The 18,331-nt window shown below is 71.2% G+C and carries 11 protein-coding genes; 3 read left to right on the top strand and 8 right to left on the bottom strand.

Annotation, left to right across the window (positions count from 1 at the left end):
- Positions 1–301: 301 nt before the first annotated feature.
- Both D7X74_RS14330 and D7X74_RS14325 read right to left on the bottom strand, forming a co-directional pair.
- Entirely contained in the window at positions 302–1,087 is a 786-nt protein-coding gene (locus D7X74_RS14330) for a hypothetical protein (protein WP_120533512.1), read from the bottom strand.
- Positions 1,084–1,710, bottom strand: coding sequence for an RNA polymerase sigma factor (locus tag D7X74_RS14325; protein WP_120533511.1), 627 nt, complete (start codon positions 1,708–1,710; stop codon positions 1,084–1,086). The genes D7X74_RS14330 and D7X74_RS14325 overlap by 4 nt, the downstream gene beginning before the upstream one ends.
- Positions 1,711–1,795: 85 nt before the next feature.
- Between D7X74_RS14325 and D7X74_RS14320 the strand changes: the two genes are divergently transcribed.
- The 3 genes from D7X74_RS14320 to D7X74_RS14310 are packed head-to-tail and all read left to right on the top strand — an operon-like array spanning position 1,796 to position 5,045.
- Positions 1,796–3,094 carry a hypothetical protein gene (locus D7X74_RS14320; RefSeq protein WP_233602097.1) on the top strand — a complete coding sequence of 433 codons (1,299 nt, stop codon included), beginning with the start codon at positions 1,796–1,798 and terminating at the stop codon, positions 3,092–3,094.
- On the top strand, positions 3,091–3,855 hold the full coding sequence (locus tag D7X74_RS14315; protein WP_120533510.1) for a hypothetical protein: 765 nt from the start codon (positions 3,091–3,093) through the stop codon (positions 3,853–3,855). The genes D7X74_RS14320 and D7X74_RS14315 overlap by 4 nt, the downstream gene beginning before the upstream one ends.
- Before the next feature lie 41 nt (positions 3,856–3,896).
- Positions 3,897–5,045, top strand: a complete 1,149-nt coding sequence (locus tag D7X74_RS14310; protein WP_120533509.1) for an Ig domain-containing protein — start codon at positions 3,897–3,899, stop codon at positions 5,043–5,045.
- A gap of 12 nt (positions 5,046–5,057) precedes the next feature.
- Here D7X74_RS14310 and D7X74_RS14305 read toward each other — a convergent pair whose 3' ends face one another.
- The 6 genes from D7X74_RS14305 to accC all read right to left on the bottom strand — a co-directional run bounded on the left by D7X74_RS14305 (position 5,058) and on the right by accC (position 18,298).
- The gene (locus D7X74_RS14305) at positions 5,058–5,561 is read right to left on the bottom strand and encodes a hypothetical protein (RefSeq protein WP_120533508.1); all 504 of its coding nucleotides are present in this window, start codon (positions 5,559–5,561) and stop codon (positions 5,058–5,060) included.
- Positions 5,562–5,599: 38 nt separating this feature from the next.
- A complete protein-coding gene (locus D7X74_RS14300) occupies positions 5,600–8,680 on the bottom strand; it encodes a POTRA domain-containing protein (RefSeq protein ID WP_233595446.1) in 3,081 nt (1,026 codons plus the stop codon).
- Between the two features lie 14 nt (positions 8,681–8,694).
- Complete coding sequence (locus D7X74_RS14295) at positions 8,695–12,570, bottom strand: translocation/assembly module TamB domain-containing protein (protein WP_199741825.1); 3,876 nt, start codon at positions 12,568–12,570, stop codon at positions 8,695–8,697.
- Positions 12,571–12,619: 49 nt separating this feature from the next.
- Positions 12,620–13,561, bottom strand: a complete 942-nt coding sequence (locus D7X74_RS14290) for an ExeA family protein (protein ID WP_120533506.1) — start codon at positions 13,559–13,561, stop codon at positions 12,620–12,622.
- Positions 13,562–13,588: 27 nt separating this feature from the next.
- The gene (locus D7X74_RS14285) at positions 13,589–16,720 is read right to left on the bottom strand and encodes a lipopolysaccharide assembly protein LapB (protein WP_120533505.1); all 3,132 of its coding nucleotides are present in this window, start codon (positions 16,718–16,720) and stop codon (positions 13,589–13,591) included.
- 192 nt (positions 16,721–16,912) lie between these two features.
- Positions 16,913–18,298 carry an acetyl-CoA carboxylase biotin carboxylase subunit gene (gene accC / locus D7X74_RS14280; RefSeq protein WP_120533504.1) on the bottom strand — a complete coding sequence of 462 codons (1,386 nt, stop codon included), beginning with the start codon at positions 18,296–18,298 and terminating at the stop codon, positions 16,913–16,915.
- Positions 18,299–18,331 lie beyond the last annotated feature (33 nt).

The raw sequence follows: 18,331 nt of genomic DNA, 5'->3' as shown, positions 1-18,331 counted from the left end.
CCCCCTCGGCCCGACCAGGCCCCCGGATTCCGCCGCTTCAGAAGAATCCGGCGGCGTCGCGATCCACGGAAACCGGCTCGCGACACCTGATTCCAGGACGCGTCCTAGATGCCGCGTCACCGTCACGAACTCCATCGCCGGGGCATGGCGTGCGCGGCCCGAGGACCCCCTCGACGCGCCATGCGGTCCCGCCGGCACCTAAGGAAGTGGACCGCCGCGCCGCGTCCGTCGTTTCGGACCCCACAAAGCTCGGCAGTCCCCGCCCCTCTCCCGTGGTCGCACGGGGGAGGGGTTGTTCGTTTCAGGGAGCTGCGGGCGTGAGCGTCACCAGGGTGTCCGCGACCGTCCGGCCCTGCGCGTCCGTGAAGTTCGCGCGCACCAGCACGGGGCCCGTGAGCCACCCGCCCTGGACGGGTGTGCTGAAAGGCAGGGTGACATCCACGCCGGCCGCGACGTCGGAGGCCGAACCCTCGCGCGGGAAGAAGTGCAGCGCCTCCCCCGTCACGGACGTGCCGTCCAGCGACAGGCGCGCGCGCTCCGGCGCGGTGTAGCTGAACTGCACCGCGTGGCCCTCCGCGCACGCCAGCGTCCCGCCAGGCCGCGCCTCCGCCACCACCGCCCCCGCGGGCGCGATGCAGAAGGCCCGCACGCCCCAGGCCCCCACGCCCGGAGCCGCCGAGCGCGCCTGCCACTCCGGCGCCGTCTCCTCCGGGCGCTGGAGCGAAGGCACCACGACCATCAGCGCCACCATGGCCGCCGCCGCGCCCAGCGACAAGGGCACGAGAAACGGGGACGTGAACCACCGGCGCGCGGGCTCCGCCACCACCGTGCGCGGGGCGGGGCTGGCCGCCTTCTCCATCCGCGCCCACAGCGCCTGCTCCAGGAGCGCGCTCCGGGACCGGGGCAGCGCGCGCTGCTCCAGCGCGGACTCCACGCGGGACAACCGGTCGTAGGTGTCCTGGCATGAAGGGCAGGCCGCCAGGTGCGCGCGCAGTTGTTCGAAGCCGGCCGTGTCCAGCCCCTCGGAGCCCTTCTCGAAGAGGGCGGCCATCGCCTGCTTCGCCCGACGGTCGTCACAGCCGCTCATCGTGCACCCCGCCTGAAGAAGCTCCAGCCCTGCGTCTCCAGGTCCTCCAGGTACCCCTTCGACTGGAGGAACCCGAGCAGCCTGGACTTCAACCCGAACTCCCGCCGCCGCACCTGGATGCGCGTGAGGCCCAGCGCCGTGGCCGCGTCTTCCTGGGCCACGCCCTCGCCGAAGCGCAGCTCGAACAGCCGGTGTTCCTCACGCGACAGTCCATCCTTGAACACCGCGAGCAGCCCCTCCACCTCGCGGTCCTCCAGCACCTCCGCCAGCCCGCCATCCTCGCCCGACGCCTCGGTGAGGCCCTCGAAGGGCACGTCCCGGCCCACCAGCTCCCGCTCGCGCGACTGTTCCAGGAGGACGTTGCGCGCGATGCCCATCAGGAAGTGGGCATAGGGGCGCGTGCCGTTGTAGGCCGCGCGCGTGCGCGGCTCGAAGGCGCGAGCGAAGGTCTCCAGCAGGGTGTTCTCCAGCTCCATCGCGTTCCTCAAGCGGGTGAAGGCCCCCCGCCATGCGGCCGCCTTGAGCAGGCGGGCGAGCGGCTCCGCGTGCGCGCGATACACGTCCGCCAGGACCTCTGGAGAGCCCTCACGAAAACGGCGCAGCGTGTCGTCATCCCACTCCATCCCTCAAGGGCTTACCGCGACCGTCGCGGTCCCGTCATCCGCATGTTGTCGCGAGCGGGCCCGAGTGGATTGTCGGACGTTTTCCGTGGCATCCTTTCCTGCGGCGCACCGCGCCATCTCCCCCATGCGATTGCCCTCCCACAGGACCCTGGCCCTGGGTGTGCTCCTCCTGGTGGGAACCGCCGCGAGCGCCGCGCCCGAACAGGTCCACTACGCGCTCATCGTCGCCAGCAACACGGGCACGGAGAAGTCCCAGGCCCCGCTGCGCTACGCCGACGACGACGGCGCCCGGTACTACGAGCTGTTCGCGCCCCGCTCGCGCGAGGTCGTCCTGCTCAGCGTGCTGGATGCCGACACACAGGCGCTGCACCCGGGGCTCGCCGCGAAGACGCGGCCCCCCACGCACGCCTCGCTGGCGGATGCGCTCACGCGCCTGAACGTCCGCATGGCCCAGGACCGGGCCAAAGGACAGGTGCCGGTGCTGTCCTTCGTCTTCGTGGGCCACGGCAAGCGCGGCGCCGCGGGAGAGGGCACGGTGAGCCTGCTGGACGGGCCCCTGACGCGCACGGAGCTGTTCTCGCGCGTGCTCGCGCCCAGCAAGGCGTCCTTCATCCAGCTCATCGTGGACGCGTGTGATTCGTACTTCTTCGTGCACTCGCGCGGCTCGCTGCCGGTGGGCCCCGCGTACGCGGACGCGGTGAAGGGCCTGCTGGGCGGCCGCGAACTGGAGCGCTTCCCGCAGGTGGGCGTGGTGCTGTCCACGTCGTCGGAGCAGGAGAGCCATGAGTGGAGCGCCATCCGCTCCGGCATCTTCAGCCACATGGTGCGCTCGGCGCTGTCGGGCGCGGGCGACGTCAACGGCGACGGACGCGTGGACTACGCGGAGCTGCGGGCCTTCGTGGCCGCCGCCAGCCAGGGCCTGGACGATGTGCGCGGGCAGCCGCGCGTGTTCATCCAGCCGCCCGCGCTGGACCGCGCGTTCGCGCTGACGGACCTGGGGACCGCCGCGTCGCTGGGCTACCTGCTCGTGCCCACGGGCCTGGAGGGCCGGCTGTGGGTGGAGGACGCGCGAGGCATCCGCGTGGTGGAGCTGCACAAGGAGCGCGAGCGTCCGCTGGTGGTGTCGCTGCCGGTGGGGCGGGGCTACTACCTGCGGGGCATGGGCCGCGAAGCCACGTTCAGCGTCACGCGCCCGGCGGAGGTGGTGGACGCGGGGGGCCTGGCCTGGACCGACGCCAGCGTGGCGGCCCGGGGCGCCGTGGAGGATGCCTTCCGGGACAAGCTCTTCTCCGTGCCCTTCGGACAGCGCTTCTACCGGGGCTACATGGCCAGCTTCGGCATCACGCCGCCGTCCGACGAAGCCGACGCATCGCTGGTGCCATGAGCGCGTCCGCCGCCTCCCTCCTGCTCTGGCTCGCGCAGGGCGCTGTCGCCTGCGACGCGGACACGCGCGTGGTGCTGATGCCCTTCGAGCGAGTGGCGCTGCCTTCCGCCGACGCCCGCGCGCTGGAGGACGCCACGCGTCGCGCGGTGTCCGCCCTGCCGGATGCGTGTGTGGAGTCGCGCGAGGACACCGTGGCGCGGCTGCGCGGTTCCGGCGCGTCGCTGTCGTCGTGTGGCAACACGGAGTGCCGAAGCGCGCAGGCCGTGTCGCTGGGCGCACGCAGGCTCGTGCGCGGCGTCGCGCTGGGCGTGGGTGGCAAGCGCAGCGTGGCGCTCACGGTGACGGATGCGCACGGCACGGAGACGCGCGCGCAATTCGAGGCGCCGGCCCTGACGCCGGGCGAGGCGGACACGCGGGCCCGGCAAGCGGTGCAGGAGGCCTGGGCGCCCTTGAGCACGACGACCACCGCGCGACAGGCGCCTTCACCCAAGGGTTCGCGCCTGCTGCCCAAGGTGATGATGGGCGCGGGTGGCGTGGCGCTCGCGGTGGGCGTGGGCTTTGGAATCGCGGCGCGGAGCACGGAGTCCCGGGTGTCGAAGGACGGGGGCGAGTGCGTCGCGGCCGGCGAGGACTTCTCGAACTGCTTCGCCTCACGGCTGAATGCGGGCCGGCGTCAGGCGCGCACGTCGAACGTGCTGATGGGCGTGGGCGCGCTGCTCGGACTCGGGGGCGCGGTGTCGTTCATCTGGGAGTGGCCATGAGGACGCATCGCCGTGCATCGAACGTGGTGCCAGGACCGAGCATGACGCCCGCCAGGAGAAGGCTCCAGGCAGCGCTGATCAGCGCCTTCCTCCTCACGGTGCAATCCTGCACGTTCGCGCCCGACCTCTCACGGTTCGCCACGTGTGATGCAACGGGTGGCTGTCCGACGGGCACCTACTGCCTCACCGATGTGAACCGGTGCCTGCCGGCCTGTGGCGAAGGCCGTCAATGCGCCCCCCCCATCTCCGGGGAGGACGAGGACGCGGGGACGGAGCAGGATGGCGGGACGACGCCGGATTCGGGCGATGCGGACGCGGGCGCCGTCGATGCCGGCACCGTCGATGCGGGCACGCAACCGGATGGAGGCACGACGCCGGACGCGGGCACCGCCGCGCTCTCGCTGGAGTCCAACCTCCTGCAGGGCGGCACCGAAACCGTCTACTACGCGGAGCAGCTCCAGGCCCGGGGCGGAACCCCTCCGTACACGTTCAACGCCATTGCTCAGCTCCCGGCGGGCTTCTCGCTCGGGACCGGGGGCCTGCTCACCGGCACGCCTTCGCGCGCGGGAGATGTCTTCTTCCCGGTGGAAGTCACCGACGCGAGCACCCCGGTGAAGCGCGCCAGCGGCAGCCTGCGGCTGAGCGTCCGGCCCGTGCTGCGCCTCGCGGGGCCCGCGCCGCTCGCGGACGCGCCCAGGAAGAATCCCTACACCGAGACCGTCTCCGCCACCGGAGGCAAGGCACCGTACCGCTTCGCCCTCGTCCCGGAGCAGTCGCTGCCGGCGGGGCTGACGCTGGCGGCGAACGGCGGCTTCGAGGGCACCACGGAACAAGAGGGGTTGCAGACCTTCACGGTGGTGGTGACGGACAGCGACACGCCGCCCCAGAGCGCCAGCCGCACGCTCTCCATCGCCCTCGCGGACGTCACGGCGTTCGTCAAGCTGCTCTCGCGCGGCGTGCCCGACGGTCGCGTCGGCTCCGACTACGCCTACGTCTTCCAGACGATCAGCGGTACCAACTCGTTCACGTGGAGCATCAAGAGCGGGGCGCTGCCGCCGGGCATCATCCTGGACACGCAGAAGGGCATCCTCTCCGGCAAGCCGACGGTCGCGGGCGACTTCACCTTCATGCTCGGCGTCCAGGATCTGCTGGGCAGCACCCAGCAGGGCTACACGCTGCACGTGGACTAAAGCCCACGGGCCTCACGGGTAGCGGTCCACCACCTGGATGATGCCGGTGTTGTCCTGCACCACGGAGAAGCCCTTCATGGGGCTGGGGTACGCGATGAGCCCTTCGCCATCCCGGTCCCAGCGCGAGTCCAGCAGCACGCCGCAGAAGGGCACCGACGTGGCCCCGCTCTCCGGCGTGAAGATGCGGTCATACCGGCCGAACACGCGGTGCTTCGTCACGAAGAGCCGCCCACCGATGCGCGCCTCCGGTAGCCGCTTCTCCCCTTCCCCCTGCGGCAGCGCGATGACGAAGCTGTAGTTGTACCGGGCCGGGCCCGGGTGGTCCTGGATGCTGTCCACGATGACCGGGATGCGATCTCCAATCTTCAGCCCCAGCCGCTCCATCTGGAGCTGCGCCCCGCGAGGACAGGCGCCCTCCGGCGGCATCCACTTGGGACGCGGCGGCTTCGCGGAGGCATCCGGCCCGTGCTGACACGCGAGCGCGAGCAGCCCCAGCAGGGCCCACCCTCCAGCCATCCCACGGCGCGGATGTTCGGGTCGCAAGGGGCCTCCGGTCAGAACGTACCGATGCTGAAGTGGAACTGCGTGGGGGCTTCGTTGAGCTCTTCGTCGCGGTCCAGGTTGAAGCCCACGTCGAAGGCCAGCGGGCCCACGGGCGTCACGTAGCGCAGGCCCACGCCCGCCGCGTAGCGCAGCACCTTCGCGTCGAAGAGGGTGCGGTCCTGCCACAGGTTGCCCACCTCGAAGAACAGGCCCAGGTCCACCGCCGCCACCGCGGGCACGCGCAATTCCGCCTTGCCCAGCGTGTAGAGCTCACCGCCCTGGCTCGCGGGCACCTGGCCGGAGAGCACCGCCTTCAGGTCATCCGGGCAGCCCGCGGGCGTAATCACCGCGCGGCACGCGGCCAGCCGCTGGTGGAGCACCTCGCGCACGTCCTGCGGCAGCACGCCGTCTTCGCGGAAGCCGCGCAAGCTGGACGAACCGCCCAGGTAGAACAGCTTGGAGCCGATGTTCTGCGAGCCCTGCGTCAGCGGCACGATGGTGCCCGCCCGCGCGCTCACCGCCACGCTCGCGCGGCGCCCCAGCGGCGCGTACGCGCTGACGCTGCCCGACAGCTTCACGCCGTCGATGGGGAACTCCGGCACGCGGTTGCCCGCGACGTCCGTGGGGTGCACGCTGATGCCGCGCATGAACTCCGCGCTGGTGCTGAGCACCATGCCGCGCCGGGGGTTGGCCGGATCATCCCGGAAGTCCAACGTCGCCGACGGCCGGAGCGAGTGCAGCGCGAAGTCACCGTACGGGTAGCGCAGCCGCTCCTGGTCCGCGCGGTTCACCAGCTCCAGCACGCCCGCGCGCGAGCGCAGCCGGTTGTTCTCCAGTTCGTACTGGAGCGACACGTTCACCCACGACGCCAGCGCCCAGTCCGCGCCCACCACCGCCGCGAACCGGGTGGACAGGTAGGACGGCCGGTGCACGCGCTCGCCAATCAGGTCCAACCGGGCGCCAATCTCCTGCGGCGCCACGAAGGACAGCCGGGGCTGCGACAGCGCCAGGTTGCCGCGTCCGCCCAGGCCGCTGAAGCCATCCAGGTCGGTCTCGCACGCCTCGCCGGACAGCTCGCCGGTGCTGCACCCGGTGGGCAGGCGCGAGGACGACAGCGCCTCCGCGCTCGCGCCAGCGTAGTTCACCTTGCCGCGCGCCAGCAGGTTCAGGCCCCGGCCATCCAGGTTGCGCCACGCCGTGTCCAGCGTGATGCGCGGACCGTCCACGAGGAAGTAGCCGCCGGACACCTCGCCGTCGATGCGCGGGCGCTCCTGCACCGTCACCAGCACGTCCTTGGACGCCTCACGCCGGTTGGGGTCCGCCAGCGAAATCTCCGCCTGCCGGAACAGCCCCAGCCGCGACAGGCGCCGCTGCGCATCCGCCAGCGCCTCCACCGACAGGGGGGACCCGGGCTTCAAATCCAGCTGCGCCAGCACCACATCCGGATCCGAGCGCTTCAGCCCCTGGAGCAGCACCTGCCCCACGTGCACGCGGGGCCCGGCATCCACGCGGAACGCCACCTGCGCGGACGTGCCCTCCCCGTCCACCGACACCGCGTTGCTCACGCGCGCGAAGAGGTAGCCCTCGCGGCCCATCCCCCGCTCCAGCGCGGCCTGCGCCTGCTCCACCCGCTCGAAGCTCAGCGGCATGTCCTTGGGCAGCAGCAGCGTCACCCACGACGGGTTCACCTCCGGGGGCAGGCCCTCGAAGACCGTGTCGCGCAAGAGCGCCCGGGGCCCCTCCTCCACGTCGAAGTCCGCCTCCGCCGTGTGGTGCACCGTGTCCACCGTGAGGCCGCGAAAGGTCACCAGCGCGGAGGCGAAGCCCTGCTCGCGGTAGGCCGTCGTCATCGCGTCCACGGCCTCCAGCCACAGGTCCTCCACGTACACCGTGGACGGGTCCGGCGGAGACACCACGCTCGTCCCGTGGCGGCGCCCGCGCCCCTCGGTCTCCAGCGGGTCCTCGCGCATGGGCAGCTCCAGCTCCGGCCACGTCTCCGCCACCGCCACGTGGTTGGTGAGCTGCGCGCGCAGCGCCTCCGACGACACGGCCACGTTGCCGTGGAAGCGCACCTCCGTCACCCGCAGGGGAGGCCCCTCCTCCACCTGGAAGCCCAGCACCGCCGCGTCGCCGTCCGGGCGGATCATCTCCAGCGCCCGCACGCGCGCATCATGGAAGCCGCGCCGCCGGTAGAACGCCTCCAGCCGCCGCCCGAGCCGCGCCGCCACGGACTCGTCCAGCGCCTCCTCGCCGTCGTAGTCCACCACCCGCGCCAGCAGCGTGGCCGGGAAGTGGCGGTTGCCCGTGAAGCGCAGGTGGAAGGCCGGCCCCGCCGCCAGCGGCACCGCCACGGACGCCTCGCTGTCCTCCACAACGATGATGGGAGGCCCCACCCACGCGCGCCAGTGACGGCCCTCGCGCAGGAGCACCCGCAGCCGCTCCAGGCCCAGGTCCAACCGGGCCCGGTCGAAGACCTCACCGGGCGTCATCCCCAGCGCCTCCACGAGGCGCGGCAGGGGCAGCGCGGGGCTGCCGGAGAACGTCACCTGCCGCACGCGGGTGGGCTTGCCCTCCTCCACCACCAGCGTCACCGCCACGCCGCCCGCGGGCACCGGCTGCTCCTCCACCTGGACGGAGACGGCGTCATAGCCCTTGCGCTGGTAGGCCTCGCGCACGGAGGCCGCCGCCGTGTCCAGCTCCTCCGGATCCAACGGGCCCCCCTCCAGCAGGCCGCTCGCCTCCAGCAGCTCCGCGGTGGTGAGCACGTCATTGCCCCGCACCGTCACCTGGGCCAGCTGCGGCAGCGGCGTGAGCTGGAAGACGAGCCGCACCCCGCCGGGCACATCCTCCGTGGTGGCCACCACGTCCGCGAAGCGCCCCGTGGCGAAGAGCTGCTCCACGGACTTGCGCACCGCGCCCGGCGTCAGCGCCTGTCCCTTGCGCAGGGTGACGAGCGCCGAAAGGCCCTCGGAGGCCACGCCTTCGGGCAGGTGCAGCTCCACCGCCATCACGTTGGGGACGGCGTCGTCGCTGTCGCCCGAGCCAGTGGGGGACGCGGCGAAGGCCGGCTGCGCGCACACGAGGAGCAGCACCGCGGTCAGCGCGGCTACTCGACCTCCCAGCCCAGCTTCAGCTCGAGCCCGAGGTTTCCGAACGACGCCTGGCTGTTCTCGTTGTCCCACTGGGCCTGTGCGGAAAGACGGTCGTCGAAGCGATACTCAGCGCGTGCCCGGGTACCACGCCCACTCACCGGTTGGGTCATCCCGATTTTAAGCTGCTCGGAGAGGAACTTCGACTCCAGTTGTGCGGTGGGCTCCGCCTGCCGGGTGGCGTCGTTGTAGGTGGTGGCGATCTGCAGGGACAAATCCCTGAGAACGGGGTTGCTGGGCAGGAAGCGGCGCACCTGCCGATCGAGGCCGGAGACGTTGAACAGCGCCTCCGCCGCCAGACCGTAGCTCGCCGACGCCGCCGTGTCCTTGTCCGCGCTCGTCACACCCAGCGTCAACAGCGACAGGATGTCGCCTTCGGTCAGCACTGGCTCCGACGACAGCACGATGAGGGGGTTGGCCGGCCGGCCGAACGCGTGCAGCTTCACCACGAACTCGCGCACCTGCGTCTGCGCCTGCACCTCGAACACCGGGTCGATGCCGGACGCGTCGCGGAACTCCAGCTGCCCCTGGTCGATGGTGAAGAGGTTGTTGCGGAAGAACGCCTGGCTGCCTTCCGCCGCCTCCACCCGCCCCAGCAGGCCCGGCCGCACGTCCGTGCCGGTGAGCCGCACGTCGCCCAGCAGCCGCGCCTTCGCCAGGTTGTTGTCCACGCGCACGTCGCCGAAGTGCACGTTGACGTCCCAGGTGAAGAAGGCGTCCCGGGCGCGCTCGCCGCCGCCACCCATCGCGAGCGACGGCTTCTTCTGCATCGTCTTGAGCAGCGATTCGATGTCCAGCGGCTTCTGGTAGCGCAGCTTGACGATGTCCAGCCCACCCGTGACGGTGGGCCCGGTGGGCGGACCCACCACCTGAAGCAGGCCGGACACGGTGAGCGGCAGGTCCTCCGTCATCCGGTACGGCACCGCGTCCAGTTGCAGCGTCAGCGCCAGCCGCTTGGGCACGAAGCGCTCCAGCCGGATGTCGCCTCGCGCGGACACCTGCCCCTCGTTCACCTGCGCCTGCAGGTGCTCCAGCAGCACGCGCTGGCCCGTCATCTCCAGGCGTCCGGACATGGCGCGCACGGTGAGCGGCAGGTCGCGCATGGACATCCGCACGTCGGACAGCTCCGCGGTGCCCACCACCGACGGCGCGTCCAGCGGGCCGGTGGCCTCCGCGTCCACGCGCAGCTGGCCGCCCACGCGCTCCATGCCCGGCAGGAGCGGCTCCAGCAGCCGCACGTCCATGCGCCCCTCGCGCAGGCTCATGTTCATCCGGGTCCGGCTCATCCACCCGCCCAGCGTCACGTCCACCGACGCGCCGCTGAAGCGGAAGGGCTGCACGTCCAGCCGGCCTCCGGCGTAGGCCAGCACGATGGGCGCCTGGTTGCGCCCGCGCAGGTCGCCCCGGGCCAGCGTCAGCTCCCGCAGCGTGGCCGCCACCTGGTACGCGTCCGGCTGCAGCAGCGGGCCCTGCAGCGTCACCCGCCCCGCGAGCGTCCCGGTGACGCCCGCGAGCGCCGGCACCTGGGGCAGCAGCGGGCGGATTTCGGGCAGCAGCAGGTCCAGCGTGGACTCGAAGAGGTAGGGCTCCTTCACCGTCATGGACAGTGAGCCCTGCGCGTCGCGGAACGGATGGCCGGTGATGCGCAGCGCCTTGCCGTCCTGGTGCAGCGTCAGGTCCATGGCGCCCAGGTCGCGTGACGCGAAGGTGATGCGCGGGCCCTTCAGCGTGGCCCGGATGTCCGGCTTGTCCGCCGTGCCCGCCACGGTGCCCGCGAGCGCCAGCGTGCCCTGGATGCCCATTTCCTCCGCGGTCTCCGGGCCCACGGCCTCCGACAACGACAGGTTCTCTCCGCCGAAGCGGTAGTCCAGTCCGCCCGCGAAGGCGAAGGTGCCCTCCACCCAGGTGCGCCCCAGCCGGCCGTCCAGCACGGTGCGCTCCAGCACCATCTCCTTGCCATCCACGAAGCGCAGCCGCGCGGCGCCCGCGCCGAGCCGCCGCCCCAGGTACGTGGTGTCCTTCAGGTCGAAGGCCACCAGCCCCTCCAGCTTCTCCAGCGGGCTGTCTATTTCCACGCGCCCGGAGGCCGCGCCGCCGAACTGTCCCTGGATCACCGCGATGGACGGACTCAGGCCCGCCACCAGGTCCACCAGGTCCTCGGTGCGCCCCTGCGGCACGTTCAGGTCCAGGCGCAGGTGCAACAGCCGCGCGAACGTGAGCGCGCCCTTGCCGAAGTACTGCGTGCGCCCCTTCTGCCCGGTGAGCGAGGGGAACGACAGGACGCCCTTGGAGTACGACAGCTTCCCCTGCGTCACGCCCAGGTTGAAGCCCCAGAAGACGAAGTCGCGCAGCGACAGCGACGCGTCCACCTTCACGTCGGCGAGCGGCCCCACGACGGAGTAGTTCACCGACCCGCGTCCGGCCCACGGCAGCTCCGCGATGTGGCCGAAGTCCGACAGCTCCACCTCGCCGTTGCCCTGGATGTCCAGCCCCCGCGCGGTGTCGAAGTACAGCGTCACCTCGCCGTGCACGCGGGACTTGCCCGACTCCACCGTGAGCCGGGAGAAGGACACGCGGTCGCTCTGCAGCTTCACGGTCGTCTGCGCGCGGCCCTTGTCGAAGGTGAGCAGCGTCTTGCCGGCGCGCGCCGGCGCATCGAACGCGCGCGTGGCCAGCGTGAAGTGGCCGGTTCTCAGGTCCAACGGCCCGGACAGCGAGGGCCGGGGCAGCAGCGTGCCGGTGAGGTGCGCGTTCGCGGACGCGGGGAAGTCCACCCAGGACCCGGCCACGCCCGCGCGCTCCAGGATGCGCCCGAACGACGCCTCCTCCGTCTGGAGCGTCAGCTCCACCGGCAGCTCCGGCGTGAGCTTGAGCGCGCCGGACAGCTTCACCTTGCCCCCACCCAGCGGGGCCTCCAGCGACTCCACGCGCACGCGGTCCCCCGCGTACGACAGGCGCGCGGTGAGGCTCAGCGGGCCGTACTGCTCATAGGCCAGGTTGCTCGCGGACACGTCCGCGCCCACCGCCAGCGCGGAGGGCTTCCCGGACAGCGACAGGCGCGTCCACAAATGCCCGGTGGCGGGACGAGGCAGGAGCTTCGCCTGAGACAGCGTGCGCAGCGGCAGGAACACCTGCGCGTCCAGCGCGAGCGTGGGATGGCACAGCGTCTCCACCCGTCCGGACACCGTGGCGGTGATGTCGTCGAGCGTCACCTCCGCGCGCTCCACGTCGAGCAGCCCCTCGTCCGGATCCAACGCGCCGGTGAAGGCCAGTTGCCCCAGCGCCAGCTCACCGCCGCCCGCGCCCAGGCGCACCACGCCCCGCCGGGCGCCGACCTCCAGCTCCATCACGCCCCAGCGCTCCACCCACCCCACGTCCAGGTTCTCCACCTCCACGCTGCGGCCCTCGGGCAGCGCCAGCCGCACCTCCGCGCCGGTGATGCTCATGCGCCCCACGCCCACGCGCTCCAGCGGCGTGAGCGGGCACGTGCCGTCCGAAGCGGGCTTGTCGGGGGAAGGCTTGGACAGGTCCAACACCACGCGCGGATGGCGCACGCTCACGCGGCCCAGCACGAAGCGGCGGGACAGGGGCGACAGGAAGCCCAGCCCCACCTCCGCCTCGTCCGCGGCGAACAGCGGCGTGTCCGAACCGGGCGCGAACACCGACACGCCGCGCAGCACCACGCGCGAGCCCAGCGGATCCAACTCACACCGGCCAATGCCGACGTCCAGGCCCAGCAGGCCCGGCAGGTTCCTGCGCGCCACCGTGCAGGCGGCGTCCCAGGTGAACGGCTGGCGCAACAGCAGGATGCTCCCCGACACCGCGAGGAGCATCAACAGCAGCGCCTTGCGCGCACCGTTGCGGCTGGGGGGAGACAAGCCCCTAGAGCTTACCGAGTCCCTCGAGGTAGCGGTCGATCTCCGCCAGATCGATTTTCGTGTTCGCCGTCCGGGGCAGCGACGAGGCGGGCGCGCTCGCCCGCTCGCTCTCCTGGGAGGCAGCCGAGCCACCCTTCAGGCCCAGGTTCGTCCCGATGCGGTGTACCAGCTCCGCGTCGATGGACTCCTGCCGCGCGAGGAACGCCTCGAAGAGGGCGTTGTCGCACAGGGTGTTGATGACGCGCGGCGTGCCACCAGAGTGCTCGTGCACGGCCAGCAGCGCCTCTGGCGTGAAGGGCATCCGCGGGCACCCGGCCAGCCGCAGCCGGTGCTTCACGTAGGCCTCGGTGGACTCCGCCGTGAAGGGCTCCAACTTGTAGCGGAGCGCCACGCGCTGGGCGAGCGGCGGGTCCAGCTTCAGGTTCTTTTCAATCTCCGGCAGGCCGAAGAAGACGAAGGAGATGAGCTTGCGCTCGGGGACCTCCAGGTTCAGCAGCCCCCGGAACTCCTCCATGATCTCGCGCGTCTCCAGCATCTGCGCCTCGTCGATGAGGACGACGGCCTTCTTGCCGGACTCGTAGATTTGCAGCAGGCGCTGGTAGAGCTGCGACAGCAGCGCCAGCTTCTCCTGGGCCGGATTCTCCACGCCCAACTGGAGCGCGATGCGGCGCAGCAGCCACTGGGCGGTGATGCCCGAGTGGATGATGACCAGCAGCGCGGCCTCGTATTCGGACTCGGGCAGCGAGTCGAGCATGCGCCGGGCGAGCGTCGTCTTGCCCGCGCCGATGTCGCCCACGAGGATGGACAGGCCCTTCATGTAACCCACGGCGTGCATCAGCCGGGTGAGGGCCTGCGAGTGCTGCGCGGAGTTGTAATAGAAGCGGCTCACCGGAGCGTTGGAGAACGGCTCCTGGGTGAGTTCGAAGAAATCGAGGTAGGTCGTCATGGGCTCGCCGGGCCTCGCGGGGACGCGCTACACGTACCCTACTTTACGAGCCTTCGGCGCGCCCGCGGCAGGCACCGGCGTCGGAGTGGCGGCGGGCGCCTTGCTTCCGGCTCGGGGCAGCGGGTCATCCTCGGGCGCGGTCACCGCCGACAGGCGCGTCACCTGCGACCCCACGTCGCGGTACTTCGCGTCCATGGCGGCCACGCGCTGGAAGTGGAAGAGCGCCTTGCCCGGTTCGTTGAGCGCGTCGTAGGCGCTCGCCAGCTCGAAGCCCAGGGCCTTGGCGACCTCCCCCACCGCGAGCACGTTGCCCAGGCCTTCCTTGAACACCTGGACGGACTCGTCCGGGCGGCCGCGCAGCGTGTGGAGCATGCCAATCATCGTCAGGCAGTCCAGCTCGCGCTTCGTGCCCGCGCTGCCCTGGCGCGCCACCTCGAACTCGTGGACGGCGTCGTCCAGCAGGCCCATCTCCTTGTAGGCGATGCCCAGGTCGTAGTGCGTGTCCACGTCCTCGGGCTTCACCACCTTCGCCAGGCCCTTCTTGAACTCGGCGAAGACCTCGTCCACCGAGTACTGGAAGTCCTCGTCCGCAGGGGGCACCGCCGCCAGCGACTCGCCGCCCAGGTCGTCCAGCTCGCCGGCCAGCTGCGCCGCCAGGTCGAACGCGTCGCCGCCGGACTCCTCGCCGAGCGACGCCTCCGTCACCGGCTGCACGGACGGCACCGACAGGGGCTCCGCCGGAGCGTCGTCCTCGGGGGCCGCGCCACCACCGGCCTCCGCCTCCTCCAGCCGCGCCATCAGCTCCCCGGCGCGCACGTGGCCCGGGAAGGCGATGGCGATGGTCTCCAAAATCTCCCGCGCCTCTTCGAGCAGCCCCTGGTCCAGGAAGAACGACGCCTCGTCGCACTCCTCGGCGGCGGGCTCCTCCTCCGGCTCCGCTTCGGGCTCGGGCTCCGGCGTATCCGCCAGCGCCTCGGGCTCCGGCTCGGGCTCCGGCTCGTCGTAGCCCGTCGTGTCCAGCGGCGCGAGCACGAGGTGCGCGGCGGTGGGCTCGTCGTCGTCGTCGCCCAGCTGCGAGCCCGCGTCGTAGGAGTCCGGAGCGGCGTACTCCTCCAGGCCGCCGTCCTCCAGCGCGGATGCATCCAGCGGCGCCAGCCCCACGCGCGTGGGCGCGTCGTCGTCCTCGCCCAGCGACATGCCGGGGTCGGAGAACGCCGCATCCTCGTCGTCCAGGGTCGCGACCTGCAGCGTGTCCGGCGCGGCCTCGTTGAGCAGCGCGCGCGACGGGGACAGCACGCGCGTGGGCGGCGGCTCCTCCTCGTCGCCCAGCGACATGCCGCCCGCGTCGTCCGCGAGCACCATGGGCTCGTCGCCGCCAGAGGGGTCGTCGAACGAATCCGCCGCGTACGACAGCGCGTCGTCCGGGCCCACCAGCGGCTCGTCCTCGAAGCCGGACTGGGAATCCCCCAGGCCCGGCTCGTCCGCCAGCACCAGCGCGTCGTCGTCCGAGCCGACGACCAGGTCGTCCTGCGGGGGCAGGTCGTAGATGGCGTTCTCGGAGGAGCTGATGGGCTCCCCCATCACCGCCTCCTCGCCGCTCAACGTGGTCTCTGCGACCTCGTCGTCGACGATCTCATCCGAGTCCGTCCCGTGGCTCAGCGCCGCCAGCGCCAGCTCGTCGCCCTCGGGCTGCGCGAGCGCGTCGTCCGGCGGCTCCGCGACGAGGATCTCATCGTCGTTGGAGTCCACCAGGATGGCGTCCTCCTCCAGCGACTCCACGCCCGGCGCGGCCACCGGCGCCACCACCCCACCCTCCGCGCGCAGCACGGACAGGAAGGCCGGCACCTCCGGGTGCGCAGGGTTCTCCTGGAGGATGCTCGCCAGGTACGGCTGCGCGCGCTGCACGTCCGCGCGGCGCGTGCACAGGCGCAGCACGTTGAGCAGCTGCTCCGACGCCTGCGCGCCGTTATTGGCCGCCACGTAGATGTGGTACGCCTTTTCGTGCGCGTCCAGGTTCTCCGGATCCACCGCGAACACCTTGCGGAGGTGCTCGAGCGCTTTGTCGTGGAGCCCGTACTTCACGTAGACGTCGGTCTCCGTCAGCAGCTTCGCCAGCTGCTCGCGGCTCATCCCCGCGGGAGGCGGCGCCACGGCGGCCGGGGGCGGCGCGGCGGGCGCGGGACGCGAAGGCTGCGCGGCGGCGGGCGCGTTCCACTGGGGCGCGTCATCCTCCTGCGCTGAAACGGGCGCGGGCTCCGGCTCCGGTTCGTCCACGGGCCCGCGGCGCGCGAGCAGGTCCGGATCCTGCGGATCCAACAGCTCGATCTGCGTCCACACGCCCTCGGACTCGGCGGTGCGACCGCGCTCCTGGTGGATCTTCGCCAGCTCCTTGTAGACGGACACCGTCTTGGAGACCTGGCCCAGCCCCTGGAACGCCTGCGCCAGGAGCGTCAGCGTCTCCACGTCGCGGCCGTCCGCCTTGAAGCACACCTGGAGCTTGGCGAGCGCGCGCTTCTGGTCGCCGCGCTGCAGGTACGACGCGGCCAGCTCCTTGGCCAGCGGCAGGTTGTCCGGCTCCAGCGCGGAGAGCCGCTCCGCGACGCGAAGCCAGTCGTCCGCGCGGCTGTTGCGCTTGAGGTACTCGGCGGCGCGCTTGAACTCCTGCGCCGCCTCCTTCGTCATGCTCTCGCGCGCGTACAGCTCCGCGAGCTTGATCTTCGACGCCACGTTCTCCGGGTCGAGATCCACCATCTTCTTGAGGGTGTCGAGGCTCGCCTTGGTATCGCCGGCCTTGTCGTAGTGGTTGGCGACGATCTGGAAGTACGCCATCGCCTCCGACATCAACCCCAGCTGCTGGTGCAGCTCCGCCAGCTTGAGGTTCACCTCCAGCAGATTCGGGTTGAGCTTGAGGACCTGCTTGTAGAGGGCGACGGCCTTGAGGAAGAAGCCGTCCGAGGAGTAGCTCTCCGCGACCTTGGTGAAGAAGTGCGCCGCCTGCGCGTTGTCATTCTTCTTCTGGTACAGCTCCCCCATCTTCTGGAGGACCCGGATGTCCTTCGGGTCGACCTCCAGGACCTTCTGGTACTCCTTGATGGCCTTGTCGTACGCGCCCTTCGCGACCAGCTTCGCGGCGGCTTCGATGATCTTGTTCTTGTCCATCGAGCGAGCGCTTCCGACAGGCAGAAACCCCGAGGAACTTCGCGGGTTTCAGTCCTTCTCTGGGGGGGAGGTTCGGAGGCTAACGGAATCCTCCGACGCGGGTCAAGAAACAGCCTGCCATCCCCCCGGGGCGGATCACCCGCCCGGACGGTCGTCCGCCCGGCGGGCTGCCCGGTGCGGACCCTGCGTGCGCTACGGCGTCTCTTCCACGGCCTTGCGCAGCCGCCGGGACCCGGTCTCGCTGGCCAGCAGGCGCTCCACGAAGCGCGTGTCGTAGTTGCCCTCCTGGAAGGCCTCCTCCGCCAGCGCGGCCCGGTGGAACGGGATGTTGGTGCGGATGCCCTCCACCACGTACTCGGAGAGTGCCCGCTGCATGCGGCGGATGGCCGTCTCGCGGTCCTCCGCGTGGACGATGAGCTTGGACAACAGGCTGTCGTAGTGCGGCAGCACCGTGTAGTTCTCGTACGCCGCCGAGTCCACCCGCACGCCGTAGCCGCCCGGCACGCTGTAGCCGGTGATCTTCCCCGGCCAGGGCGCGAAGGTGACGGGGTCCTCCGCGTTCACCCGGCACTCGATGGCGTGCCCGCGGATCTGGATGTCCTCCTGCTTGAAGCGCAGGGGCTCGCCGTAGGCCATGCGGATCTGCTCGCGCACCAGGTCCACGCCCATGACCAGCTCCGTCACGGGGTGCTCCACCTGGATGCGGGTGTTCATCTCCATGAAGTAGAACTGCCCGTGCTCGTCGAGCAGGTACTCGATGGTGCCCACGTTGTTGTAGCGCAGCTTCTTCATCGCGTTGACGGACACCTCGCCCATCTTCTGGCGAAGCTCCGGCGTGAGCGCGGGCGACGGGCACTCCTCGATGAGCTTCTGGTGCCGGCGCTGCACCGAACACTCGCGCTCGTTGAGGTGAATGATGTTGCCGTGCTCGTCCGCGACGATCTGGATTTCGATGTGGCGCGGCTTCTCCACGTACCGCTCGATGTAGAGGTCGCCGTTGGAGAAGCTGGCCAGGGCCTCCGCCTGCGCGGTGGAGAACGCCTGCGCGAGCACACCCGGCTCGCGGACGATCTTCATGCCCTTGCCGCCACCGCCCGCCGCCGCCTTGAGGATGACCGGGAAGCCGATCTCCTTGGCGAACGCCTCCGCCTCGCGAGGGTCCTTCACCACGCCGGGGCTGCCGGGGAGCAGCGGCATGCCGGCCTCCCGGGCCGCGCGGCGCGCACTCACCTTGTTGCCCATCAGCCGGAGCATCTCCGGACGCGGACCGATGAAGCGGATCTTGCAGTTCTCGCAGACCTCCGCGAACTCGGCGTTCTCCGACAGGAAGCCGTAGCCCGGGTGGATGGCGTCCGCGCGGGTGATCTCCGCCGCGGAGAGCAGCTGCGGCACGTTGAGGTAGCTCTCCTTGGACGGAGGCGGCCCGATGCAGACCGCTTCGTCCGCGAAGCGCACGTGCAATGCGTTGGCGTCGGCGGTGGAGTGCACCGCCACGGTGGCGATGCCCAGCTCACGGCATGCGCGGATGACCCGCAGGGCAATTTCCCCGCGGTTGGCGACCAGTACCTTCTTGAACACGTCCGTGCTCCTTGAGAGGGCCTGGGGCGCATC

Source organism: Corallococcus sp. CA047B (genome assembly GCF_003612065.1).
In the GTDB taxonomy this organism is placed as follows: Bacteria; Myxococcota; Myxococcia; order Myxococcales; family Myxococcaceae; genus Corallococcus; species Corallococcus praedator.
Note: the sequence above shows the minus strand (reverse complement) of the source record. Positions and strands in the feature narration are given on the sequence as shown.

Coding starts and splice junctions, on each gene's coding strand:
- D7X74_RS14325 (WP_120533511.1), bottom strand. CDS start 1,710: ATGGAGTGGGATGACGACACGCTGCGCCGTTTTCGTGAGGGCTCTCCA.
- D7X74_RS14315 (WP_120533510.1), top strand. CDS start 3,091: ATGAGCGCGTCCGCCGCCTCCCTCCTGCTCTGGCTCGCGCAGGGCGCT.
- D7X74_RS14290 (WP_120533506.1), bottom strand. CDS start 13,561: ATGACGACCTACCTCGATTTCTTCGAACTCACCCAGGAGCCGTTCTCC.
- D7X74_RS14305 (WP_120533508.1), bottom strand. CDS start 5,561: ATGGCTGGAGGGTGGGCCCTGCTGGGGCTGCTCGCGCTCGCGTGTCAG.
- D7X74_RS14295 (WP_199741825.1), bottom strand. CDS start 12,570: ATGCTCCTCGCGGTGTCGGGGAGCATCCTGCTGTTGCGCCAGCCGTTC.
- D7X74_RS14330 (WP_120533512.1), bottom strand. CDS start 1,087: ATGAGCGGCTGTGACGACCGTCGGGCGAAGCAGGCGATGGCCGCCCTC.
- D7X74_RS14310 (WP_120533509.1), top strand. CDS start 3,897: ATGACGCCCGCCAGGAGAAGGCTCCAGGCAGCGCTGATCAGCGCCTTC.
- D7X74_RS14285 (WP_120533505.1), bottom strand. CDS start 16,720: ATGGACAAGAACAAGATCATCGAAGCCGCCGCGAAGCTGGTCGCGAAG.